Annotated in this window: 19 protein-coding genes; 8 read left to right on the top strand and 11 right to left on the bottom strand. The window is 52.6% G+C overall.

Annotated elements, in window-relative coordinates; all coding sequences use genetic code 11:
- Positions 1 to 10 precede the first annotated feature (10 nt).
- Entirely contained in the window at positions 11 to 769 is a 759-nt protein-coding gene (locus M0R30_RS13120) for a DUF6345 domain-containing protein (RefSeq protein WP_292547639.1), read from the bottom strand.
- Positions 770 to 1,316: 547 nt separating this feature from the next.
- Between M0R30_RS13120 and M0R30_RS13115 the strand changes: the two genes are divergently transcribed.
- Together M0R30_RS13115 and M0R30_RS13110 are read left to right on the top strand one after the other, a co-directional pair.
- Positions 1,317 to 1,490 (top strand): type II toxin-antitoxin system Phd/YefM family antitoxin, encoded by a 174-nt coding sequence (locus M0R30_RS13115; protein ID WP_292547637.1) that lies wholly within the window; start codon positions 1,317 to 1,319, stop codon positions 1,488 to 1,490.
- 9 nt (positions 1,491 to 1,499) lie between these two features.
- Positions 1,500 to 1,766 (top strand): type II toxin-antitoxin system RelE/ParE family toxin, encoded by a 267-nt coding sequence (locus M0R30_RS13110; RefSeq protein ID WP_292547635.1) that lies wholly within the window; start codon positions 1,500 to 1,502, stop codon positions 1,764 to 1,766.
- A 130-nt stretch (positions 1,767 to 1,896) separates the two neighbouring features.
- Here the strand turns inward: M0R30_RS13110 and M0R30_RS13105 are convergent, their stop codons facing one another.
- Genes M0R30_RS13105 through M0R30_RS13095 form a run of 3 tightly spaced genes read right to left on the bottom strand, consistent with a single transcriptional unit; the run spans position 1,897 to position 4,815 of the window.
- Entirely contained in the window at positions 1,897 to 2,514 is a 618-nt protein-coding gene (locus M0R30_RS13105) for a hypothetical protein (RefSeq protein WP_292547633.1), read from the bottom strand.
- 35 nt (positions 2,515 to 2,549) lie between these two features.
- Positions 2,550 to 3,377, bottom strand: a complete 828-nt coding sequence (locus M0R30_RS13100) for a hypothetical protein (protein ID WP_292547631.1) — start codon at positions 3,375 to 3,377, stop codon at positions 2,550 to 2,552.
- Between the two features lie 43 nt (positions 3,378 to 3,420).
- Positions 3,421 to 4,815 (bottom strand): M12 family metallo-peptidase, encoded by a 1,395-nt coding sequence (locus M0R30_RS13095; RefSeq protein WP_292547629.1) that lies wholly within the window; start codon positions 4,813 to 4,815, stop codon positions 3,421 to 3,423.
- A gap of 996 nt (positions 4,816 to 5,811) precedes the next feature.
- Between M0R30_RS13095 and M0R30_RS13090 the strand changes: the two genes are divergently transcribed.
- Complete coding sequence (locus tag M0R30_RS13090; protein ID WP_292547627.1) at positions 5,812 to 6,237, top strand: hypothetical protein; 426 nt, start codon at positions 5,812 to 5,814, stop codon at positions 6,235 to 6,237.
- Between the two features lie 458 nt (positions 6,238 to 6,695).
- Here M0R30_RS13090 and M0R30_RS13085 read toward each other — a convergent pair whose 3' ends face one another.
- Positions 6,696 to 7,406 (bottom strand): hypothetical protein, encoded by a 711-nt coding sequence (locus tag M0R30_RS13085; protein WP_292547625.1) that lies wholly within the window; start codon positions 7,404 to 7,406, stop codon positions 6,696 to 6,698.
- 33 nt (positions 7,407 to 7,439) lie between these two features.
- Positions 7,440 to 8,672, bottom strand: coding sequence for a C39 family peptidase (locus M0R30_RS13080; RefSeq protein WP_292547623.1), 1,233 nt, complete (start codon positions 8,670 to 8,672; stop codon positions 7,440 to 7,442).
- A gap of 631 nt (positions 8,673 to 9,303) precedes the next feature.
- On the opposite strand from M0R30_RS13080, the gene M0R30_RS13075 reads away from it, so the two are divergent.
- Both M0R30_RS13075 and M0R30_RS13070 read left to right on the top strand, forming a co-directional pair.
- Complete coding sequence (locus M0R30_RS13075; protein WP_292547621.1) at positions 9,304 to 9,525, top strand: hypothetical protein; 222 nt, start codon at positions 9,304 to 9,306, stop codon at positions 9,523 to 9,525.
- 72 nt (positions 9,526 to 9,597) lie between these two features.
- Positions 9,598 to 9,870 carry a hypothetical protein gene (locus M0R30_RS13070; RefSeq protein ID WP_292547619.1) on the top strand — a complete coding sequence of 91 codons (273 nt, stop codon included), beginning with the start codon at positions 9,598 to 9,600 and terminating at the stop codon, positions 9,868 to 9,870.
- A gap of 85 nt (positions 9,871 to 9,955) precedes the next feature.
- On the opposite strand, the gene M0R30_RS13065 is transcribed toward M0R30_RS13070, so the two are convergent.
- Positions 9,956 to 10,705 carry a winged helix-turn-helix domain-containing protein gene (locus tag M0R30_RS13065; protein ID WP_292547617.1) on the bottom strand — a complete coding sequence of 250 codons (750 nt, stop codon included), beginning with the start codon at positions 10,703 to 10,705 and terminating at the stop codon, positions 9,956 to 9,958.
- Between the two features lie 135 nt (positions 10,706 to 10,840).
- Here M0R30_RS13065 and M0R30_RS13060 point away from each other — a divergent pair, with 135 nt between their 5' ends.
- Positions 10,841 to 11,245 carry a pyridoxamine 5'-phosphate oxidase family protein gene (locus tag M0R30_RS13060; protein WP_292547615.1) on the top strand — a complete coding sequence of 135 codons (405 nt, stop codon included), beginning with the start codon at positions 10,841 to 10,843 and terminating at the stop codon, positions 11,243 to 11,245.
- Positions 11,246 to 11,647: 402 nt separating this feature from the next.
- Here the strand turns inward: M0R30_RS13060 and M0R30_RS13055 are convergent, their stop codons facing one another.
- The 3 genes from M0R30_RS13055 to M0R30_RS13045 all read right to left on the bottom strand — a co-directional run bounded on the left by M0R30_RS13055 (position 11,648) and on the right by M0R30_RS13045 (position 14,597).
- Positions 11,648 to 11,920 (bottom strand): hypothetical protein, encoded by a 273-nt coding sequence (locus M0R30_RS13055; RefSeq protein ID WP_292547613.1) that lies wholly within the window; start codon positions 11,918 to 11,920, stop codon positions 11,648 to 11,650.
- Positions 11,921 to 12,058: 138 nt separating this feature from the next.
- The gene (locus M0R30_RS13050; RefSeq protein WP_292547611.1) at positions 12,059 to 12,313 is read right to left on the bottom strand and encodes a hypothetical protein; all 255 of its coding nucleotides are present in this window, start codon (positions 12,311 to 12,313) and stop codon (positions 12,059 to 12,061) included.
- Between the two features lie 121 nt (positions 12,314 to 12,434).
- Positions 12,435 to 14,597: a C13 family peptidase gene (locus M0R30_RS13045; protein WP_292547609.1), complete on the bottom strand. Its 2,163-nt coding sequence runs from the start codon at positions 14,595 to 14,597 to the stop codon at positions 12,435 to 12,437.
- A gap of 227 nt (positions 14,598 to 14,824) precedes the next feature.
- Between M0R30_RS13045 and M0R30_RS13040 the strand changes: the two genes are divergently transcribed.
- Both M0R30_RS13040 and M0R30_RS13035 read left to right on the top strand, forming a co-directional pair.
- Positions 14,825 to 15,331, top strand: a complete 507-nt coding sequence (locus M0R30_RS13040; protein WP_292547607.1) for a hypothetical protein — start codon at positions 14,825 to 14,827, stop codon at positions 15,329 to 15,331.
- An 81-nt stretch (positions 15,332 to 15,412) separates the two neighbouring features.
- Positions 15,413 to 15,589 (top strand): hypothetical protein, encoded by a 177-nt coding sequence (locus M0R30_RS13035; RefSeq protein ID WP_292547605.1) that lies wholly within the window; start codon positions 15,413 to 15,415, stop codon positions 15,587 to 15,589.
- 225 nt (positions 15,590 to 15,814) lie between these two features.
- Here M0R30_RS13035 and M0R30_RS13030 read toward each other — a convergent pair whose 3' ends face one another.
- Positions 15,815 to 18,247: a glycosyltransferase family 39 protein gene (locus tag M0R30_RS13030; RefSeq protein ID WP_292547603.1), complete on the bottom strand. Its 2,433-nt coding sequence runs from the start codon at positions 18,245 to 18,247 to the stop codon at positions 15,815 to 15,817.
- Positions 18,248 to 18,422: the final 175 nt, after the last annotated feature.

Here is an 18,422-nt window from a genome sequence, read left to right as displayed (position 1 = left end):
TTCACCTCAATCAACAGGTCCAGGTACTAATATACTTCACGTTGTCATCCGGGTACTCATTTGCTGCAACCGTTCCCTGTCCGGACAGATGGTCATTATCGAGCTGGTCATCCGTATCGAAAATCACCCGTGCAGTTACGGTGCTGCCATACGTATCCTGCGTGGCACGCTGCCAGGCATAGGCAATTGTATGGTCATTATCAATGGTGTTCTGCAGGAATCGATAGGGAAGATCTGTACTGGGTGTTTTTTCCGTTGTAAATCCAAGTATCCCATGCGAATATTTCAGTGCACTCCCCCAATCCAAATCCGATAATAGTGAGCATGCATCCATAATCACCCATTTATTCACGGAATCCCATTTCTTGAAAACTTCGCTGGGGTATAATGAAGTCGTTGGCCAGTAAACGTATGGCAGATAGGAATGAGAACCGTCATTTCCTCCATGACCGTAATGATAATGGAGTTCTGCAAGATTCAGGCCCTGTCCTGTCGTACCAAAATCTGTGTCATCGACCCAGCCATTACTTTCATAAAACCGTTCCGTCCATCCAGGAGTCCCTGTTAACCATGTGGAAAGGGTAGAACGCATCTCGGAACGATAGGGTAACATAGGATAGGTCGCACCATCATTGTATGCTGTTACACTTGTCATCGAATACTCATACGCCGATACAGGCAGACAAAATACAGCACATACTATTGTCATTGCGACAATAGTAATTCCTGTTTTACGAATTTGCATTTGAATCTCCTCGCATTTTTCCATGCGCTACGCTCGCTGGCATGGGAAAACTTCATAGGATCAGAAGATAAAATTCTCATGCCTACGGGTGGGACCGGGTCCAACGAAGTTCGTTGCTTGGTGGATCCGTCCTCTTCTTTTGGGACAACCTCCGGCTGTCCACAATGAGCGATTTATTATGACGATATATATATGATTTCTGGCCGAATCATTTACCTATCCGAAATTGCAAAAGGTACTCGGTGACAAAAGGTAAATAGGACCTGCCGGCCGCGGTCATAAAGAATCAAAACCCTGCCGTGCGTGATATCTGTGCGGGAAAATTCTGAATATTTGTTATTCCATCATTCTGTTTTTTCACCCTTTGCAGGATCTCCGTCCGCCCCCTCTCCCCCCATGGGCAACGCCCCCTCCTCCGGCCAAGCGGACAGGGAAAGGCGGAGGGCATCGTGACGATGGCTCCCCCTTGCCGCTGATGCGTGGAGTCGCTCGGCCGCTCCCCGCGTCTCCTCATGTTGCACGAAAAGCGATTATATCATCAGGAAAATACAACGTATATTCAGGAATCTGTATGTCAGCTGCGGAACAGTATGTCGTGGACGAGAACGGCAACAAAGTTGCGGTGATCCTCCCCATCCAGGAATACGAGCATCTCCGGGAAGACCTCCACGACCTCGCGATGGTTGCCGAGCGGAGGGACGAAGGTACAATCAGCCTTGCCGATCTCAAGAAACGCGTGATGTGAAACGTGATTATGGATCCCTGCTCAGTCACGTTCAAGAAGAGCGCTGAGAAGGATCTGAGAAAAATCCCAAAAGAAATTCTCCCGCACATTTTTCAGCACATCGAAAACCTGGCAGCGGAGCTGGTCCCTCATGATGCCTACAAGCTCGCGAGTGCAGAGCACCTGTACCGGATTCGTGTTGGCGATTACCGCGTGATATATCAAGTACTGCACGAACGTCATGAGGTTATTGTCTATTATATCCGGCACCGGAGCGTAGCGTACCGCGGGTTATAGTTCTGTGCACTCCCCCGGCCGCCCCCCCATGCATCGGGCAACGGCCCCTCTTCAGGAAAAGCGGACAGGGTGGGGAGGGGGTACCGTTACGATGTCTCCCACTCCTCGCTGATGCGGAGAATCGCCTAGCCTACTTCACGATCACGGTGAGGTTGAACGTAAGCATCCCGCTTTCTTCTGGTGTGAGGACAAGTTTTCCGTTAAGGACGGATGTCCCGGAGCTGACCGCACGGTACCTGGCCCGGTAATTGCCGGTGTTGTTCCAGAAATCGCCGCCAGAGGAGTACGCACCGGCATTCAGGAGTTCAATCCCGCATCCGGATCCCTGGACGATCCATTGAAAAGGCTGGCCTGATGCATAACCGAGATTAATCTCAACAACATCTCCCTTCTCAAGTACGATTGTCCTGCCGGATTCGCTTCTGTTAAAGGAATACCGGATCGCGGGCATTGGATCCCGTACAGGGATGGATGTATCGACCGGTTCCGGGACAAGGGGATTCATCGGGCATCCCGTTATGGGATCTGGCGTGAATTGGGGTGAAGACGCGGCCGGGATTTGCGTGGGGTACGGGGTTGCTGTGATGGTCGATAACGGCTGGTGCCCGGGAGGCAGGGTCGGTGTATCAGCCGGCGTGCCGGTTGCAGGGGGAGATACTGAGTCCGTAACACAGCCCCCGGCAAGCACAAGGATAACGATCCCGATGAGGATTGCCGGATGATATACGGATATGTTCCATTTTTTCATCAAGTGACACACTCTTTCCCATATGTTGTCAGATATTACCTGTCCTTTTTCATCATAACCGACAGGAGAAAACACAACCCCAGTGCCATGATTAAAACAAGTGGTGAGTGCGGTGCAGCAGATGTCGGCTGCTGCGGAACATCTCCTGACGGAGTTACTGATCCGTTAAGGCGTATGTTTTCCCGTTTGACCTGTTCGTTCCGGTACCATTCAATCTCCTCCGGTGTCAGTTCGTTGCGGAGTTTGTTCTCCCCCGAAGGCAGCATAACCCACACATCGTTATCGAGACGTGCGCCGGTCGGCGTTTCATCAGCGGATGAATACACATAATACAGCTGCCTGTCCGGGGGGGAGTTAATGATCGGCTTGACGAATGTGAACGGTCGATCGGCTTCTGAGAGAATTACTGATAGCGTGTTATTGAAAAAATACAGGTGCATATAATAATCCGGATTCGACTCTCCCGATTTGAGTTCCAAAAATCCCTGGAACTCGGTCTGTCCGGTAATTTCATTTGTGAACGTTCGGTTTCTGTCAGGCACAAACAGGAATGTGGCTCCCTTCACGGAAACCGGGATCTTCGCTCCTGCAAGGATCTGGCGGTTCAAGGATTGTAAACCGCTTTCGTTCATTTCGATAACGCCATATCTTGTTACTGTCACGGGAATTTCAGGAAATTCCGATCCGGTATAGTCAGACGTAATATTTTTTGAAACACCAATGAACAGGAACAGGGCATCCTGCCGGATCCCTGTCGGGGTATCCGGTAGCGTTTCCGGCCGGGCCATCGCCGCGTGGACCGGCATAATGAGAAAGAAGGCAACCAGCAGGACTGCAATTTTAATATTAATTTTTTTGATCATTGAGATCACATTACCCGGAAATCATACAATTATAAAAAAATATTTAATAGTAGCCCGCAACTATGGCTTTCGTCTCGCGTAATCTTTGGGCATTGTTATGCAGCGAATCACCATGATATATGGTACCATGGAGGTTATCTGATGAATAGTATGTTGGATCCGTGGTGATATATGAATACATCAATGTGTGGTAATCAATTCCACTGATGCGATAGGTTGTTGCACGGTTGTACAATTCGGTTTGACTCGAGGCAGTTTGATGATCCGCATCAAACAAATGGCCTACTTCATGAGCAAACAAATTGGCCCGTTCCTGTGGGTTTGCACTATATCCTCCGCCAGTTGCCGCTTCATACATCATTACTGAATGCCTTCCCAGGGTGGATCCCGCATCAAATCCATAACTTGCCCCAATAAAGCCACTGAACTGGTTGCCACTCAGATACATTGCAATATCGGCACTTTTTGAATTCAGGTATGCATTGTTAACATACTGTTGGAATACCTGGAGGGGGGATGCAGCATTGAAATTGTTGCTTAAGTCGTACCTTTTTGAGGCATCATATGTTGGTACGAGCTGAACTCTGATATCATCATAACTTATCGCGGCATTTACGTCGCTGACTACCGACTGAGCTATCAGTACCCAGTTTGAATAGCTGGAATACATCTCATTGTCGCATACCACCAGGATATTGACATTATACCAGTCCGATTCCCCGCGTGTTACCATCTGGTTATTTTGCCTTTCTTGCACGTCCGCCAGATATTGTGTGAGTTCTTCCTTCGATAATTCGTTGAGCGGTTTTGATTCTCCTGACGGCAGCATTACATAACGATCTTCACCCATTGGAGAAATCTTTTGCTCGACATTCCCAGAATAATACACATACTGGGTTGGTCCCGAAGACTTGGAAATATCGGATGTTTCTATCAAGTCAATATACCAATAGGTGAATCTGTCCGGGGAGATTTTTCCAATTACCGCAGAGTCATCCAGGGTCAGATGAACTTCACTATCTGTGACTCTTGTTCCGTCAACGCTATTCTCAAGATACCCGGAAAATGTGTAGACTCCCGTTTTTTCACTGGGATAAAACGTGTCTTCATGCAGGACCATGAAATAGTTGGTTCCTTTAAGGCGAACCGGGATTTTTTGGTTTGCCAACAACTGGTCTTTCAGCTTTTTTGCATCCATGCTTATCAAGTCATATTTTTTAATCGAGTCTGAAATTGGCAGAGAACCTGATTTGTCTATACCTGTTGTTTGAAGATTCCCGGATATGCCAGCAAATTCAACTTCAGGTATTTTTTGTTGGCCGGTGGATTGTGAAGATAAATCCGTGGAACGATTATCATCAGCACTCACGTACGGTACCATCGCCATCCCCGCCAGCAGCAGTGCCAGCAGGACGACCCCTGTTTTAGGTAGGTTCATTTTTCTTCAACTCCTCGCATTTTTCCATGCGCTTCGCTCGCTGGCACAAGGAAAACCTTCATAGGATCAGAAGATAACAATCTCATGCCTACGGGCGGGACCGGGTCCAACGAAGTTCGTTGCTTGGTGGACCCGTCCTCTTCTTTTCGTGGAACAACCACCGGCTGTCCACAATGGGCGATTTATAATGATGATATATATATGATTTCTGTCCCAATCATCTACCTATCTGAAAATGCGAAAGGTAATCGGTGACAAAAAGTAAATAGGACTTATCCGTCAAGTCATAAAGAATCAAAACCCTGCCGTGAGTGATATCTGCGCGGGAAAATTCCGAATATTTTTCATTCCGTCATTCTGTTTTTCATCCTTTGCAGGATCCGGTCGCTTCGTCGGGTCGCGCTGGGCCAACTGCCGGTAATTGCCCCGCCGCCAGAGCATCCCCACGGAGGAGGCGGCAGCCATCTCATTTTGTCAAAATCAGATCCCGAAAATCTGTGCCCCGTTCCATCCCAATCCAGGGTTCCCATCCCCGGATTCCCAACCGGGAAATTTATTCAGCCAAGCCCATTTCCTTTGGCAGTCTCATACATTCTGTCACGGGTAAGTCAGGACAAAGAGCAGGACGGGACAGGAAAATGAAAACAGAGCACCCGCCGGAGGAACAAATTTGTTCCTTTTAAAAAACGCGGGTAACAAATCCCAATCCATATAAGGCGCCCGCAATGCGTTCCGTTTTCCGGAAAGATCGCGTTATAATAAAAGCGCTTTAAGTATCCAGATCTATGAGATTGATGTCACTGGGCCCGATGACACCAAACACAGCGAAGAACCCTGACGGGTTCTTCTCGTCTTCCTGGTTCGAAGGTTTATCAAAACCTGAGAACTCGAAGGGAGGAAAACGACCTTCGATGTTCTGATGAACCAGTCAGAAAAACGAAAAGGAGGCACACACATCATGAAAAAACAGATCAGAAAAATGAGGAGGCCCGTCCCATGACCCGCGGCCCCCGCCCGCACCGGGCGCTCGCGGACGCGATCCCGATCGCGAAGGCCCGCGGCCTCATCCAGATGGCGACAGGCGGACCGGAGCGAATCTACGACATCTCCATTGTCTCGAAGATCCCGATCATATTCGCCAGCGTCATGTTCGCGCCGAAAATTCTTGCATCGATTCCGGAACTCATCGAGTATTACAAGAACGATCTCGCCCGGCTCCGGCTCATCACCCGCGACGCCGCGGTCATGGTCGAGCTCTGGATACGGTCCCGGCATGGCACATGGAGATTTTTCCAGGTCATGCCGTCAACGCTCGTAGAGATCGACCGCGACGGGAAGCGGATAGTGTCCGGGCAGACGATTGCGTACATGGCCGGGGTCGCTGCCCGTGAGCAGGAGGGGGGAACCGCCCCTGCGTCGTAGATCCCCCGTTTATACCCCATCTGCGACGGCGAGCAATACGGGCCCCTATGGGGCCCGGTTGTACGAGTTTTGCCTCACCCCCCTTTCTCGCAGAGGCAATAATTCCGGAAAACACGGTAATTCTTCCGGAACAATTCGGCTTTCTCCAGTGGGAATTGGTGAGGCAATATGTAGCAACGTTACATGGGCTGAAAGATGGTTCGGATGGGGATGGGGAAGTTGCCGGGGCAGGTGGAAGGGTTAAGATCCGGTCCTTGTCGCTCATTCGCCCTCTTGTGGGACAATGGCACCGATACAGGACAATCGGATGGGGAAAAGGGTGTATGGTAATATTGAATCTCCAAAGAGATGAGATACGAGAAGACCGCAGGTCTTCGAGTGACCGCTTCTGGCCCCGATATACTATGAAATCCGGCCGTGTACAGATCACGGAATCAGCCCGTGTTCATGGTTTCATCTTAACGAGATTCACTCAGTTGTGAAATTACGTCCGGATCCTGGGGAAAACCACCTTTTACAAGGAGCGTTGTAAGAAATGTCGCGTGGGCCCGAATATCGGAATCGTTCAGAACCCCGTAATACATGACGATATAATCCTGGCGGTCACGAATCAGGGGTCTGGCATAGGTTATAAAATAACCAGATGTCACATTGCTGGTATACTGCGAAACGGGAACAGATGTGAACGAATATTGTACATTGTCTGCCCGGAGCGCTGATATCCGTTGAAATTCCGGATTCAGATCCAGACTGATATCCGATACTGTGCCGGATCGTTTCAGGAAATCGTTCAGCTCATGTTCAGCATCGGAAAATTTTATAGCATCGTTGAAGTACCAGCTGATTACGATATAGTGCGAGTCCATCCCTGAATCATTTGCATAGAATCGTTCATATTGCGCCTGGATACAATCGCTGGAGAGAACCGGGAACATTTCAGGACATATCCGACTGACCGGTCCGTTCATTCCATAGTGTTCTGCACCGGTATTCGCAAATATCTGTGTTCCATCATTGTATCGTCCGTCAGGTTGCGGGAAATACCAGCCATTGATCGATGGAGGCAGGCCGGGGCCAATCATCCCAAAATTACAAAACCATCCAATGACGACGCCAAAGATGGCGACTGTCCCGATTCCCATCATGATACGTTTCCATTCTCGTTTCATAATCCCAGATCTCCAAAAAAGAAAATGGATTAGTTATGGTCTAACCCAATCCGACATCGAACCTCCCCAGTTCATGTTTGCAAGAAGGCGGTAATCATTGAGGGGATAGTTGGGAGGACTATTCCATGTGTCGTGAATTGTAAGATAATTCTGGAGTGATCCGACATATCCAACAACAGTCACACTGTGCTCGTCATAGGTATCCGGTTTTCCAAGAGCCGCACCCCCCGCGTACATTGACAGGACAAACGGCCGGCCGGCATCAATTTCTGCTGCCATGTCCGTGAAATGGTCACTGCTAAACCAGATATTTTCAACCGAATTCAGACCTGAATATCCATGGTTTGCCGCGACCGTCTCAATTCCATCGTCAATAAAGAGCGGGAATGTCGCGCCTGTGAACGGCCATGTACTTGAAGTCCCCATAGCATTCCCGAGTTCATCGATAAGCGTGTTTGCTGTTGGATAATTGGGATAACCATGGCTTTGCCAGTAACCAAGTACCATAGCTGCCGCAGTTGGCGAACATCCGCGGTACCATGCATAATACGGAACGTCATAGATATAGTTTGAAGATCGCGTCATGGACGACACAGATGCCATAACTGAAGGGGAACTCTCAAGACTCCAGAGTCTTTCGATATCAACTGGTTTCGCTACATTTGCCTTCAGACTGCTTTTATTGATTGCCATCTCCTTTTTCATATCCTCCGAATTGAACAGCCGGCTGTTTGTTAGATCAACGTATGCATAATCAACGACATTTCCTGTTTTATCAGTCATCGGATATGCATCATAATAGAATGTTGCACCAAGATAGACCGGGACAGGATTCTGTATTACCAAATCTTTTGTCTGCGATTCAGAAATTTTCGTTTTGGAACGGGAGACAAAATCCGTGCTTGCTGTCGGGAGATGCCCCCGTGAACATTCAAGTACCGGGTAGTTATCCCGCTGAGCAGATATCAGGATATAACCCAGATAATCGCCATTTTGCGTTACATTAAATGCATATGCAGCTGGATTTCCGGTTAGATCAAAATACATCTTTGACAGAATTACTTCGGAATCATGCCATTCCGAGAAACCCGGTGCTGAATTTGCAATGTCCTGAACGTTTATCAACGCCACAGAGCTGGCTTCATCAGTATTGACCATTTTTGAGGGACTGCTTAATTTGGATTCCGCCGCACTCACCATCGGTACCATCGCCATCCCCGCCAGCAGAAGTGCCAGCAGGATGACAACTGTTTTGTGTATGTTCATTTTTCTTCAACTCCTCGCATTTTTCCATGCGCTACGCTCGTCGGCATGGGAAAACCTTCATAGGATCAGAAGATAACAATCTCATGCCTACGGGCGGGACCGGGTCCAACGAAGTTCGTTGCTTGGTGGACCCGTCCTCTTCTTTTCGGGACAACCTCCGGCTGTCCACAAGGGGCGATTGAATATTTCTCTATAAATAACTTCTGTTACAATCATTTACTAATCCGAAAATGCGAAAGGTACTCGGTGACAAAAAGTAAATAGGACTTATCCGTCAAGTCATAAAGAATCAAAACCCTGCCGTGAGTGATATCTGCGCGGGAAAATTCCGAATATTTTTCATTCCGTCATTCTGTTTTTTCATCCTTTGCAGGATCTCCGGCCACCTCATACGGGCCTCGCCGGGCAGATTACCAACAATTGCCCCGCAGCAGTGACCCCCCGGGACCGGCGGCAGCCATCGCCACCTGGATTCTGCAAGGGCAGCCCGGGTTAGAGCACAACTTTTATCTTAACTCACTTACAATACTGTAAGTGCTTACAAAACTTAAATAACTGTAACCGACTCGTGTAATTATAACGTGACCATAACCTACCTCACCGCTACCTTACCTAACCGGAGTGAAATATATTGACTGAAGTTGCAAACAAGAGAATTCCCGTAACTGAAGAGATTTGGGAATCCCTTGCAGATCTTAAAAAACATGGTCAGACGTATGATCAGCTCCTGGCTGAAATGATCGCACTCAAACAGGAACGTGATTTTCTGGCGCATATTGAAGAAATTGAAAAGAATGGCGAGTTTGTCAGCCTGAAAGATGCAGCAAAACAGCTCAACATCCAGAACATCTGACTGACAGAATAAGCCGGCGATAAAGTAGTCTTCCTATAAAGTTGTTAACGGCGAAGACGAGGATGTGAAAGAGTGGAAGTCAGCATTGAGAAGGGCGTTATTAAGACCCTTGAGAAATTTCCGGAGAAGATCCGGGAACATATCTTCAACCACCTCTGCAAACTTGAAGATCCGTACAGCGCACCCGATGTAGAATGCCTGCATCCCAAAGTGCAGGTATATCGCATGCATATCGGGCGGACTTATACGGTAATTTTTAAAATTTACAAAGAGACGAATTGCGTGGTTGTTCTTGATCTGATGACCATTGAGCAGGCACATAAGAGATATGGTCGCTACTACTGATAGCTGAGACCAACTTTTTTTTTAATTTTTTTTAGTCCGCATGCGGTGCCGTCGACCATCCCAATCGCCCGCCCGTGCCGTCAGTCTACGGGTTCACCAGTTGATGCAGCTGCGAAATAGCCATCAGTGTTTTATACCCCTTGTCGGTGATGATGTAGTCCCCTCGCTCATGGCGCTGGAGGATCATACCGGCATCGGTGAGCTTCCGGACATGGAAGAGGAGGTTGCCGCCCCGGAGACCGGTCATCTGGGCGATATCGGAGAATGTCCGGGTCTGGACCGAGAGGGATTTGAGGATCTCGAACCGCTGGATATTTGCCACGGGCTCAAGGAGATCCTTCACAACCGACTCGCCGGCAATTTCCCCAGCCTCTCCGGCCGGGTCCGCGGTTTTCTGGTAGATCCCAAGCGACTGCATCAGATCGATCTGTTTCTCAAAGAGCCGGTGAACTTCGAGAAAGCAGGTGTCGCACCGGTCATGCGTTCCCCTACTTCGCATGGTTTTCATCTGCTCACGGTAGGACTCGATGATCTCGTTCGACACGTCCCCGTCTTTGATGTGTTGTGAAGTGTTCTGTAAAAATTCCATGAACACGCCGTAACATTTTTCCCGCATGGCACAGTTGTCCGTCATGTGGGCGGAGAGATCTGTCTTTGCGGTCTCTACCTGGTGATCCGCGAAGAGGCCTGCATAATTTTTCTTCAGGTCTCCGAGCACGCCATCGATGTGCTGCTGGTTCGCCCGCTCGATGAATCGCCTGAGATCGGTCCGGAGCCCGGTGATCTCCGTCTTCAGTTCCCGGATTTCCGTTAATGTACCCAGTGCCGCTCCCATGATTCTCCCTTCTGTAGTGTTGAATGCATCCAGATGAACGCGAGGGTCATTATTATGCACCAACCCGCTTTGTATATTTTAATGACGCTCAAGTATATATTGATAATTTAACCACCGTTATCTGGTGAAAGTATTATGGTGAAACTAACCGCAGAGATGAAAGAAGCGTTCGGAAAGATGAAGATCTTCCCGGTTGCGACCGCGTCAAAAGACGGGACCCCGAACGTGGTCCCCATCGGCGTTGTTGAACTGGTCAGCGACGATACGATCTGGATCGTGGACAACTTCATGCACAAGTCCCTGGAAAATCTTGCGGCCAACCCGAAGATTGCCCTCTACATCTGGGGCCCGGAAATCAAGGGCTGTTTCCAGATCAAAGGAGTGGCGACCATGAAGACAAGTGGGAAGGATTTCGATGCGATGAAGGCGAAGATTAATGCGAAGAATCCAGCCCTGCCCGCACGCTCCCTTGTTATCGTGAAGATCACCGAGGTCTTCGAATGCCAGCCGGGCCCGAAAGCCGGCAGCAAAATTCTTTGATTTACCCGGGAGAAGATCGGAATATGCCCGGAACCTCGCAGGGTGAGGTTCCGACTCACAACCTCGTCAACGATCCCGGTAAGTGTGTAGCGCCATCCCCCTATTACTTCCCGCGTCAGCCCTATCCCCGCGCTGAGGCCAGGCCCGGACTTCTCGCGCTTGCGATTCCTCCCCCTCCCCGCGGAGTCGCTCGCATTCCTCGAAGCCTGATGGCTTCTGCGAATCAGACATTACTGCTGCAATGTCTTATACTCCCAAAATCCCCGCTGGGCAAACCCCCGGTAATTGTCCCGCCACGAATACACCTCAGCGGAGAAGCCGGCATCTCATCACCTGTTTCCCAGAACTGAGTCCGCCATTTTCAGCCGCATATATGCAATCATGTTCCTGGTGCTGCCCGGACTAACACGGACAGGTCTTATAACACGCGTAAACCTCTGCCAGGCAGTTGTTCCCGTCGGACTCGACACAATGTCCCATGACCCGGTCGCAGGTCTCGATGCATAAATCGCAGGGATTATCATATTCCCATACATTTGACGGTGTAGTAACTGCCTGCTGCTGCGGCAGATCCACCGCGTAATAATGCGCCCCGGCAACAACTATGCCGGCAACCGATAGGCAGACCATAAACAATACAAGCCGTGCAAGCGGCGGTTTTGCAGATTCTGGCATTTGAGAAAAACACCTCTTCTGGAATTAATCGCTCATTTCCTGTAGAATCTGATGGTATAATAATTCTGGGAAAATATCTCTGCCCCCTGCCAGATACGATCCGGCAGAGGAGCTTGGGAGAGGACCCGGCCCGGTCCATCAGGTGATTTCACAATCAGCCGGGGTGGTGCAGCAGTCCTTCCAGCAGCATACCTTCATCCAGTGATAATTGTAGTAGAGATCTTTACACTGCCCGTACGTGTAGATGCAATAGTTTGCCGGCGCCTGCACGCTCTGCTGCTGCGGGAGATCGATCGTGTAATAATGTGCCCCTGCAATAATGCTCCCAAGAACCGAGACGCAGATCATGAAAAGCACGAGCCGGGCAAGTGGCGATTTTGTTGATTCGGACATTCTCATCCCATCCTCTCGAAGTTGTGGTTCTTTTCCGTTTGGGCGGAATGGTATATATACGGTGATCATGTGAGAAAAGCAGGGAGCCGGTCCTGGTCCGGAACCTCCCCTTCCTCGTCATTTACGGCCGGAGATACGTCATTACCGGTACATCCTGGTCAAAATTCCCCGTACTGATCATGCGGACATGCGAGCCGGTCACTCTTGCGTACGTAGCGGGATAGAGGTCCCGGAATGTGATATTTTTGTCTGTGCTGATCGTGCTGAGGACGCCTGTGGTGAACTCGTCCGAGAGCCACTGCTTGATCTCTAAATCGTACACCGCCCCGAGGGAGGGCTCGTTCCTGTCCGACCCGGTAAGGTACAGGATACCCGGTGCCGTCAGGTTGGCGGCAACGCTCTCCCCAAAACAGGTGTCCACGAAGAAAGCCATCTGCCGGTACCGCCGTTCCTGCCCCATCGAATCCGTGAGGGCGCCAAACTCTTCCGCGGTCAGCACCGAATTGCCGGTCCCGAATACGATCCAGCCCGGTTTGCCATGACTCGCAATGAACACCAACACATCGGTGCTGGCGTTGCTCGTGAGGACCACCGGAGTGGACGCGGTTTTTGTACCTGTCATAATCTCCCTGAACATTGCCGCGGTCACGTTTACACCGGAGTAATCCACCTGCGCACCGGATCGGATATTCGGCCCTTTGGGAATGTTATGGATGTTTCCCCAGAGAGGATTTTCCGGGGCGGTGGGGATATCGTCATAGAGCATGAGGATGATGTTGTCGTCGGAAACCCCGTTCTCGCGGAGCAGGGTATAGACGGACAGGGCATCGGCCTCGTGCCGGTAATTCTTCCATCCCCGCGAGGGGCCAACGATCACGGCCTGAAAACCGGTTCTCCCGGCAGGGGTGCTAAAGTTTTTTGGGAGCGCAGACGAGGAGGACATGTATCCGGCCGAGGCCCGGGACAGCCCGGCCGACTGGCGCCCGGTCATCTCCGTGCCGGCGGGGTCCCGGGAATTGATGACCCTGACGGTCAGGAACGTGCCGTTGTTCACCTGCCAGTTGGCGTAATACGTGGCGGTCGGGTCCACGCCCAGCACTTCGTCATACTCAAGGCTGCTGCTTGCGCCGGTAATCCGGGGCATGGACCCGTGCAGGATATCATCGATCGCCGTGCGGACTCCCGATGCATTCCAGCCGGTGACCGCACCGTCCCCTGTTACTACCTGCCGGACCGACTCCCCCGGAGTTTCAAAGGGGTTTCTCTCCTGGCGGGCTTCGGTGAATGCAGCAATCAGGAGGGCATCATACGCTGTTGCTGCGAAATCTGCCGGGCGTTTCTTAAACGTTCTCTCGTACGCACCGGTGAATCCCCCGTTCGGATCGGCCGTGGGGTTGGTGCCCTCGAGCCCCTCCGCGGCAGCACCGAGCGAACTGACCAGGACCGGGGTGGCTGCAGCATCGGTGAGGAACAGTTTTGTCCTGCTTCCGGACCGGTCGATCGCCCGTTTGATCGTTGCAGCATCTTCCGGCCCGACGGCTGCAACGATATAATCCGGGTCCGCCTTAAGGGCTTCCGTAACGTCCACATCAAGCTGGTCCGATCCCGCGTCGACCTGCCGGATGAAGGGGACATCGATACCATATTCGGTTGCAAAGAACCCGGTCCAGTCATAGAATGTCTGCCCGTACGTACTGTTCTCCACAATCAGGGCGACCTTTTTTACCTCTTTCTCTTTGAGGATCGTGAGAATGACCCGTACCTGCGCTGCGTCTCCCTGGGTGGTCCGCCAGATATAATACCCGTTCTTGCCAAAGGCCCGAATGATATCGCCGGATGTCGCCGTGGGGCTGATGAGCACTTTCTTTTTTGCAATGAATGCAGGAGCGAGCGCGTACATCTCGTCACTGGTCGTGGGCCCGATCACGATCCGGACAGAATCGTCGTCCAGAAATTCCTGTGCCTGTTGGGTGATAGTGCCGGTCGTGGTGTCCTTGTACACAAGTTCAACCTTCCGCCCTCCTATGCCGCCCCCGTTGTTGATGGTGTCCTTTGCCCATTCGAGCGGTTCGGTGAAATCCACATCCCCGGTTAAGGCGAGGAGGACACCGACACGTACCGGCGTATTAACGTGGATGGCCGTATATCCGATCCATGCGCCGGCGGCAAGGATAACGATGATGAGAGCGATGCGCCCGAAGGTTTTCCTGTCGATGGATATCACCGTTGTCGTTAAGGAAACCGGGCATGCCTGAAATGAGACCGGACCGGTTTTGTGTACCAAGAGATGGGAATACCAGAAAGATAAGGATAGTCATCCTGCACCACCGGCGGTAAAACCCGGGCTCCCTGCAATATCCCGTTCACCAGCCGGGGCAACGTCCCCTCCTCCGGCCAAGCGGACAGGGAATAGTGAAGGGCATCTTCCCGCGATGCACCGATCAATCCAAAGCCCGGCCGGAATTTTAAAAAATTCCGTTTAATACCATGCCGGCACATACGTAGTTACCAATGCTCGCCCGCAAGGTAACTCCGGAACTTGTCCGTCAATGGAAAGAAGAGGCTGAGGCCTTTTGTCCCCGGCTGAGCCCCAACAAAAAAACCGGTCCCGAGATCCTCGCGTATCTCACGGGGAAATATCCCGTGCGGGAACTTACCACGGACTCCCTGCGTGATGTTGTCAAGGACAATATTCTCTCAAATGAGTGCCATGCGAGAAAGATGCCGGCGGGTACAATGCCCGAGGTGTCCGGGTTCGTCATCGATAATACCGGTACCGGAAAACACCTGTACGAAAACCAGGATGAAATGTTCCGGGGAAGAACTATTGTCGCAGCCGTGGAGCTCCACTCTGCGTATTTCATGGTCGAGGGGAGCAGCCTGCTCTGGGATGAACTCTGTGCGTTCCGTGGTCTGGATGAAGAGGACCTGGCAAATTACTATCTCGTTGCGGAATATGTGGAATGTCTCCGGCGGTTCGATCTGCTGGACAGTGAACTGTCCCGAAAGGCACTGTGACTGTACCTCCACATTTCACTATGTTTATCACTCCACCGTTCCCACCGGAGATCACCTGGTGAACTGCAGGATGGTCTTCTTATGACACTCCCCGAACATTCCCCTCTTGCCCGCCTTGTCCTGTTTATGATCTGCCGGTCCCTTTTCGGTGCGTTCGCTGCCCGGGGGATTGTTGTATACGACTGGCCCTCAGCACCAGGATATCCAGCCCCCGCTCAACAGCGGAGCCGGCTCCGTGTCTTTATCGTGCATGAATGAATGCTACAGCAAGTATTGCAGCGATCGCCCGGCCATGCTGGTGACGTTCTGCTATCCAGAGTATGTCACCCAATGCTTTATGGAGTGTCAGAACCGGTAAACCCGGGGAGGCCGGTCCCGGCACCGCCGACGGGTAGCCGACAGCGTTGCCGCACATGGACAGAACTGCCTGCCGGATCCATTACGCGAGGAGACCCGACCGCACTACGGGGAGGGCCCGCATAATCAGGCCGTGCCTGACGCTCCCTTACAGTCGTACAGCGTGGTGGAAGCACCGGAGTCATCCGTAACGGTCACGGGCGTACAGCGGGAACTGGCCCAGCTGAAGATACTGCTGGTCCCGCCCATGCCTCCGCCCCCGCCACTGCTGCCGGTCTGGAAGTACCGGACTTTGCCATCACGGACATACTGCTGGAGTTTTGTAAGACTGATGGCATCGTCGCTTCCCATGAACCCGAAGCACATCACGGGTTTTCCCGTGGAGATGATCAGGTCTGCTGCCGACTGCGCATTCGGGACCACGAGAATCCAGGTTTCGGTGGTGGTATTGGCCAGCAGGAATTGTGCAAGGCTTGCCGTAGAAACACTACCCGAACCCATGCCTCCGGGCCCGCCGCCCGTTCCCGATCCCCCGTTATTCCGGCTGACTGACGGGCCAGCAGAGGCTCCCGCTCCTCCGGTAGCAAAACCCGTACCGGATCCCGGCACAGCCGAACGGTCAGAGAGACGGGTTGCGGTCCCGCTCATCCCGTATACGTCGCTTCCCTGCCGGCTGATTGTATCTGTCGCATCACTATCGATTATGGCACCATACCCGACATTCCCCGGGCCTGCCATACCAACGACGTTCGACTGGCCGGGCCCGCTGCCCCTGCCTCCGGACGGGCCTGCCGTTGGCATGGTCCCGCCGTTCCCGTTTATCATGGGGGTGAATGACCAGACCAGGGGTGCAATAAAGAGGAGGGCAAGAGCAACGGCCACGATCTTTGTACGGTGGACCGCGTGGGGAGTATCTCTCCGGATCTGCATCCATGAAAGGAGTATGGTACATACGATCGTCCCCGCAAGCACGAGGGGGAGGAGCGGGCCGGCCCACTCCCCATCGTAGGAGAGGAAGAGGGCCTGGAGGAGACCGGTGACGAGGATTGCGGCAACCAGGAGCCAGCCGGCCCGGCCGCCTTCAACGTACCGGTCGTACATTCCAATCACTCCGATCCCGATGAGGCCGGCGATGGGCGGTGCTATCGTGGCGATATAGTAGTCGTGCCAGAACCCGGAGGTGAAGCTGAAGTACACGAGTCCGGGGACCAGCCAGAGGAGGAACGCAAGGATGACAAGCCACCGCTCGCCGGTGTAGCCAGCCTCGTCAACACCCGCAAGGGAGAGGGACTTTAGCTTCCGCAGCCAGGCCAGGACCCCGATGAGGGCAAAGACCAAAAGCCAGGCAATGTCCCCGGCAAGGCCGTCCCGGAAGATGCGGAAGAGCCCGGGGCTCCCGCCGCTGTTCATGCCACCGCCACCATTGCCGGAGACGGAGAACAAGCCAAGGATACCTGACGATGACTGCTGCATCCCGGACGGGCCCTGCCGGGGCCCCTGGCCGGATGCCGATGCCCCGTCCTGCGGACTGCCCGACATGCCCGGGGACTGATCCGGCGCCCCCGCTGTACTGCCGGAACTGTCCGGTATCCCCGGGGGTGTCCCCGTCATCCCGGTCGCACTGCTGCCGGGTCCCGTAAACGAAGACGTGGCCGGGCCCGAGGCTTCTGCCGAACGGTTCGTCCGGTCTGAACGGGACATCCCGGCGACGGAACTGCCAAAAGAGCCACCCGGGCCGCCCCCCATGCCACTTCCTCCGATGCCGAGCCGGTGGATGCCATTATAGTTAATGACGAGACCCAGGACCGTGTTGTCCCCGCTCCCGCCGATGTGGGGGCGCTGGTCCGCCGGGATCGCGTCGACCACGAGGGCCCAGGAGAATGAGACTGCCAAAAGGACGATTGCTGCAAGAACGAGGTGGAGAACCCGCTTCTTCCAGTCCAGGCCCGTTGCGCCCCAGAGGTATACACCAAAGATTGCCGGTACGATGATGAATGCCTGGATCATCTTGATATTGAACGCCAGCCCGACCAGGGCAGCCGCGGCAAGAAGATACGGGAGCGACCGCTCGCGTGCCGCCTTCAGTACTACCCAGACGGCAAGGAGGATGACGAAAATCATCTGGGCGTCCATGGTCTCGTTCCGGGAGATCGTGACGAAGATGGGGGTGACGGCGAGGGCCAGCGCCGATATGAGCCCGGCCGGCTTCCCGAACGGGCGGGAGACGATGAAATAGACCAAGACAACGCAGCCGATCCCGGCAAGGGCCTGGGGAAGGACGCAGATCCATTCCTGGTACCCCAGCACCGCGGCAAAGAGCGCCTGGACCCAGATGCCGACGGGCGGTTTGTCCACGGTGATGAACCCGGCCGGGTCAACGGAGCCAAAGAAGCCGGCCCACGGGTTGACGAGTGCGCTCCTGACAGCGGCCGCATAATAGGCGTTCCCTCCCTGGTTCCAGAGGTTCCAGAGGTTCAGGAACGCAGACAGGAGAACGATGCCAACGAGGCATATCTCTGCACGGTATGTACGGATGAAGTCTCGATCGATCAGATACATTCCACCTTTGAGCGGTACATCCCCCTTTCCATGAGAGAAACGTCTATCTGATCGAACATGATGCTACTTAATTATTATTGATACCGTTCGGCGATATAATGCCCCCGATGGTGATTATATTCATGGATGAGTTAACATAATCGTTATCGACCGGGCAAAGACCCCTCCCTCTTTT

It is taken from the genome of Methanoregula sp. (assembly GCF_023227875.1).
Taxonomy (GTDB): domain Archaea; phylum Halobacteriota; class Methanomicrobia; order Methanomicrobiales; family Methanospirillaceae; genus Methanoregula.
This window is presented reverse-complemented; position numbering and strand designations above follow the sequence as displayed.

Bases quoted from the DNA above. Each gene is read 5' to 3' on its own strand.
- M0R30_RS13065 (WP_292547617.1), bottom strand. From the start codon at position 10,705: ATGGGAGCGGCACTGGGTACATTAACGGAAATCCGGGAACTGAAGACG.
- M0R30_RS13050 (WP_292547611.1), bottom strand. From the start codon at position 12,313: ATGTCCGAATCAACAAAATCGCCACTTGCCCGGCTCGTGCTTTTCATG.
- M0R30_RS13085 (WP_292547625.1), bottom strand. From the start codon at position 7,406: ATGAAACGAGAATGGAAACGTATCATGATGGGAATCGGGACAGTCGCC.
- M0R30_RS13090 (WP_292547627.1), top strand. From the start codon at position 5,812: ATGACCCGCGGCCCCCGCCCGCACCGGGCGCTCGCGGACGCGATCCCG.
- M0R30_RS13100 (WP_292547631.1), bottom strand. From the start codon at position 3,377: ATGATCAAAAAAATTAATATTAAAATTGCAGTCCTGCTGGTTGCCTTC.
- M0R30_RS13105 (WP_292547633.1), bottom strand. From the start codon at position 2,514: ATGAAAAAATGGAACATATCCGTATATCATCCGGCAATCCTCATCGGG.
- M0R30_RS13030 (WP_292547603.1), bottom strand. From the start codon at position 18,247: ATGTATCTGATCGATCGAGACTTCATCCGTACATACCGTGCAGAGATA.
- M0R30_RS13115 (WP_292547637.1), top strand. From the start codon at position 1,317: ATGTCAGCTGCGGAACAGTATGTCGTGGACGAGAACGGCAACAAAGTT.
- M0R30_RS13060 (WP_292547615.1), top strand. From the start codon at position 10,841: ATGGTGAAACTAACCGCAGAGATGAAAGAAGCGTTCGGAAAGATGAAG.
- M0R30_RS13055 (WP_292547613.1), bottom strand. From the start codon at position 11,920: ATGCCAGAATCTGCAAAACCGCCGCTTGCACGGCTTGTATTGTTTATG.
- M0R30_RS13080 (WP_292547623.1), bottom strand. From the start codon at position 8,672: ATGAACATACACAAAACAGTTGTCATCCTGCTGGCACTTCTGCTGGCG.
- M0R30_RS13110 (WP_292547635.1), top strand. From the start codon at position 1,500: ATGGATCCCTGCTCAGTCACGTTCAAGAAGAGCGCTGAGAAGGATCTG.
- M0R30_RS13040 (WP_292547607.1), top strand. From the start codon at position 14,825: ATGCTCGCCCGCAAGGTAACTCCGGAACTTGTCCGTCAATGGAAAGAA.
- M0R30_RS13035 (WP_292547605.1), top strand. From the start codon at position 15,413: ATGACACTCCCCGAACATTCCCCTCTTGCCCGCCTTGTCCTGTTTATG.
- M0R30_RS13120 (WP_292547639.1), bottom strand. From the start codon at position 769: ATGGAAAAATGCGAGGAGATTCAAATGCAAATTCGTAAAACAGGAATT.
- M0R30_RS13095 (WP_292547629.1), bottom strand. From the start codon at position 4,815: ATGAACCTACCTAAAACAGGGGTCGTCCTGCTGGCACTGCTGCTGGCG.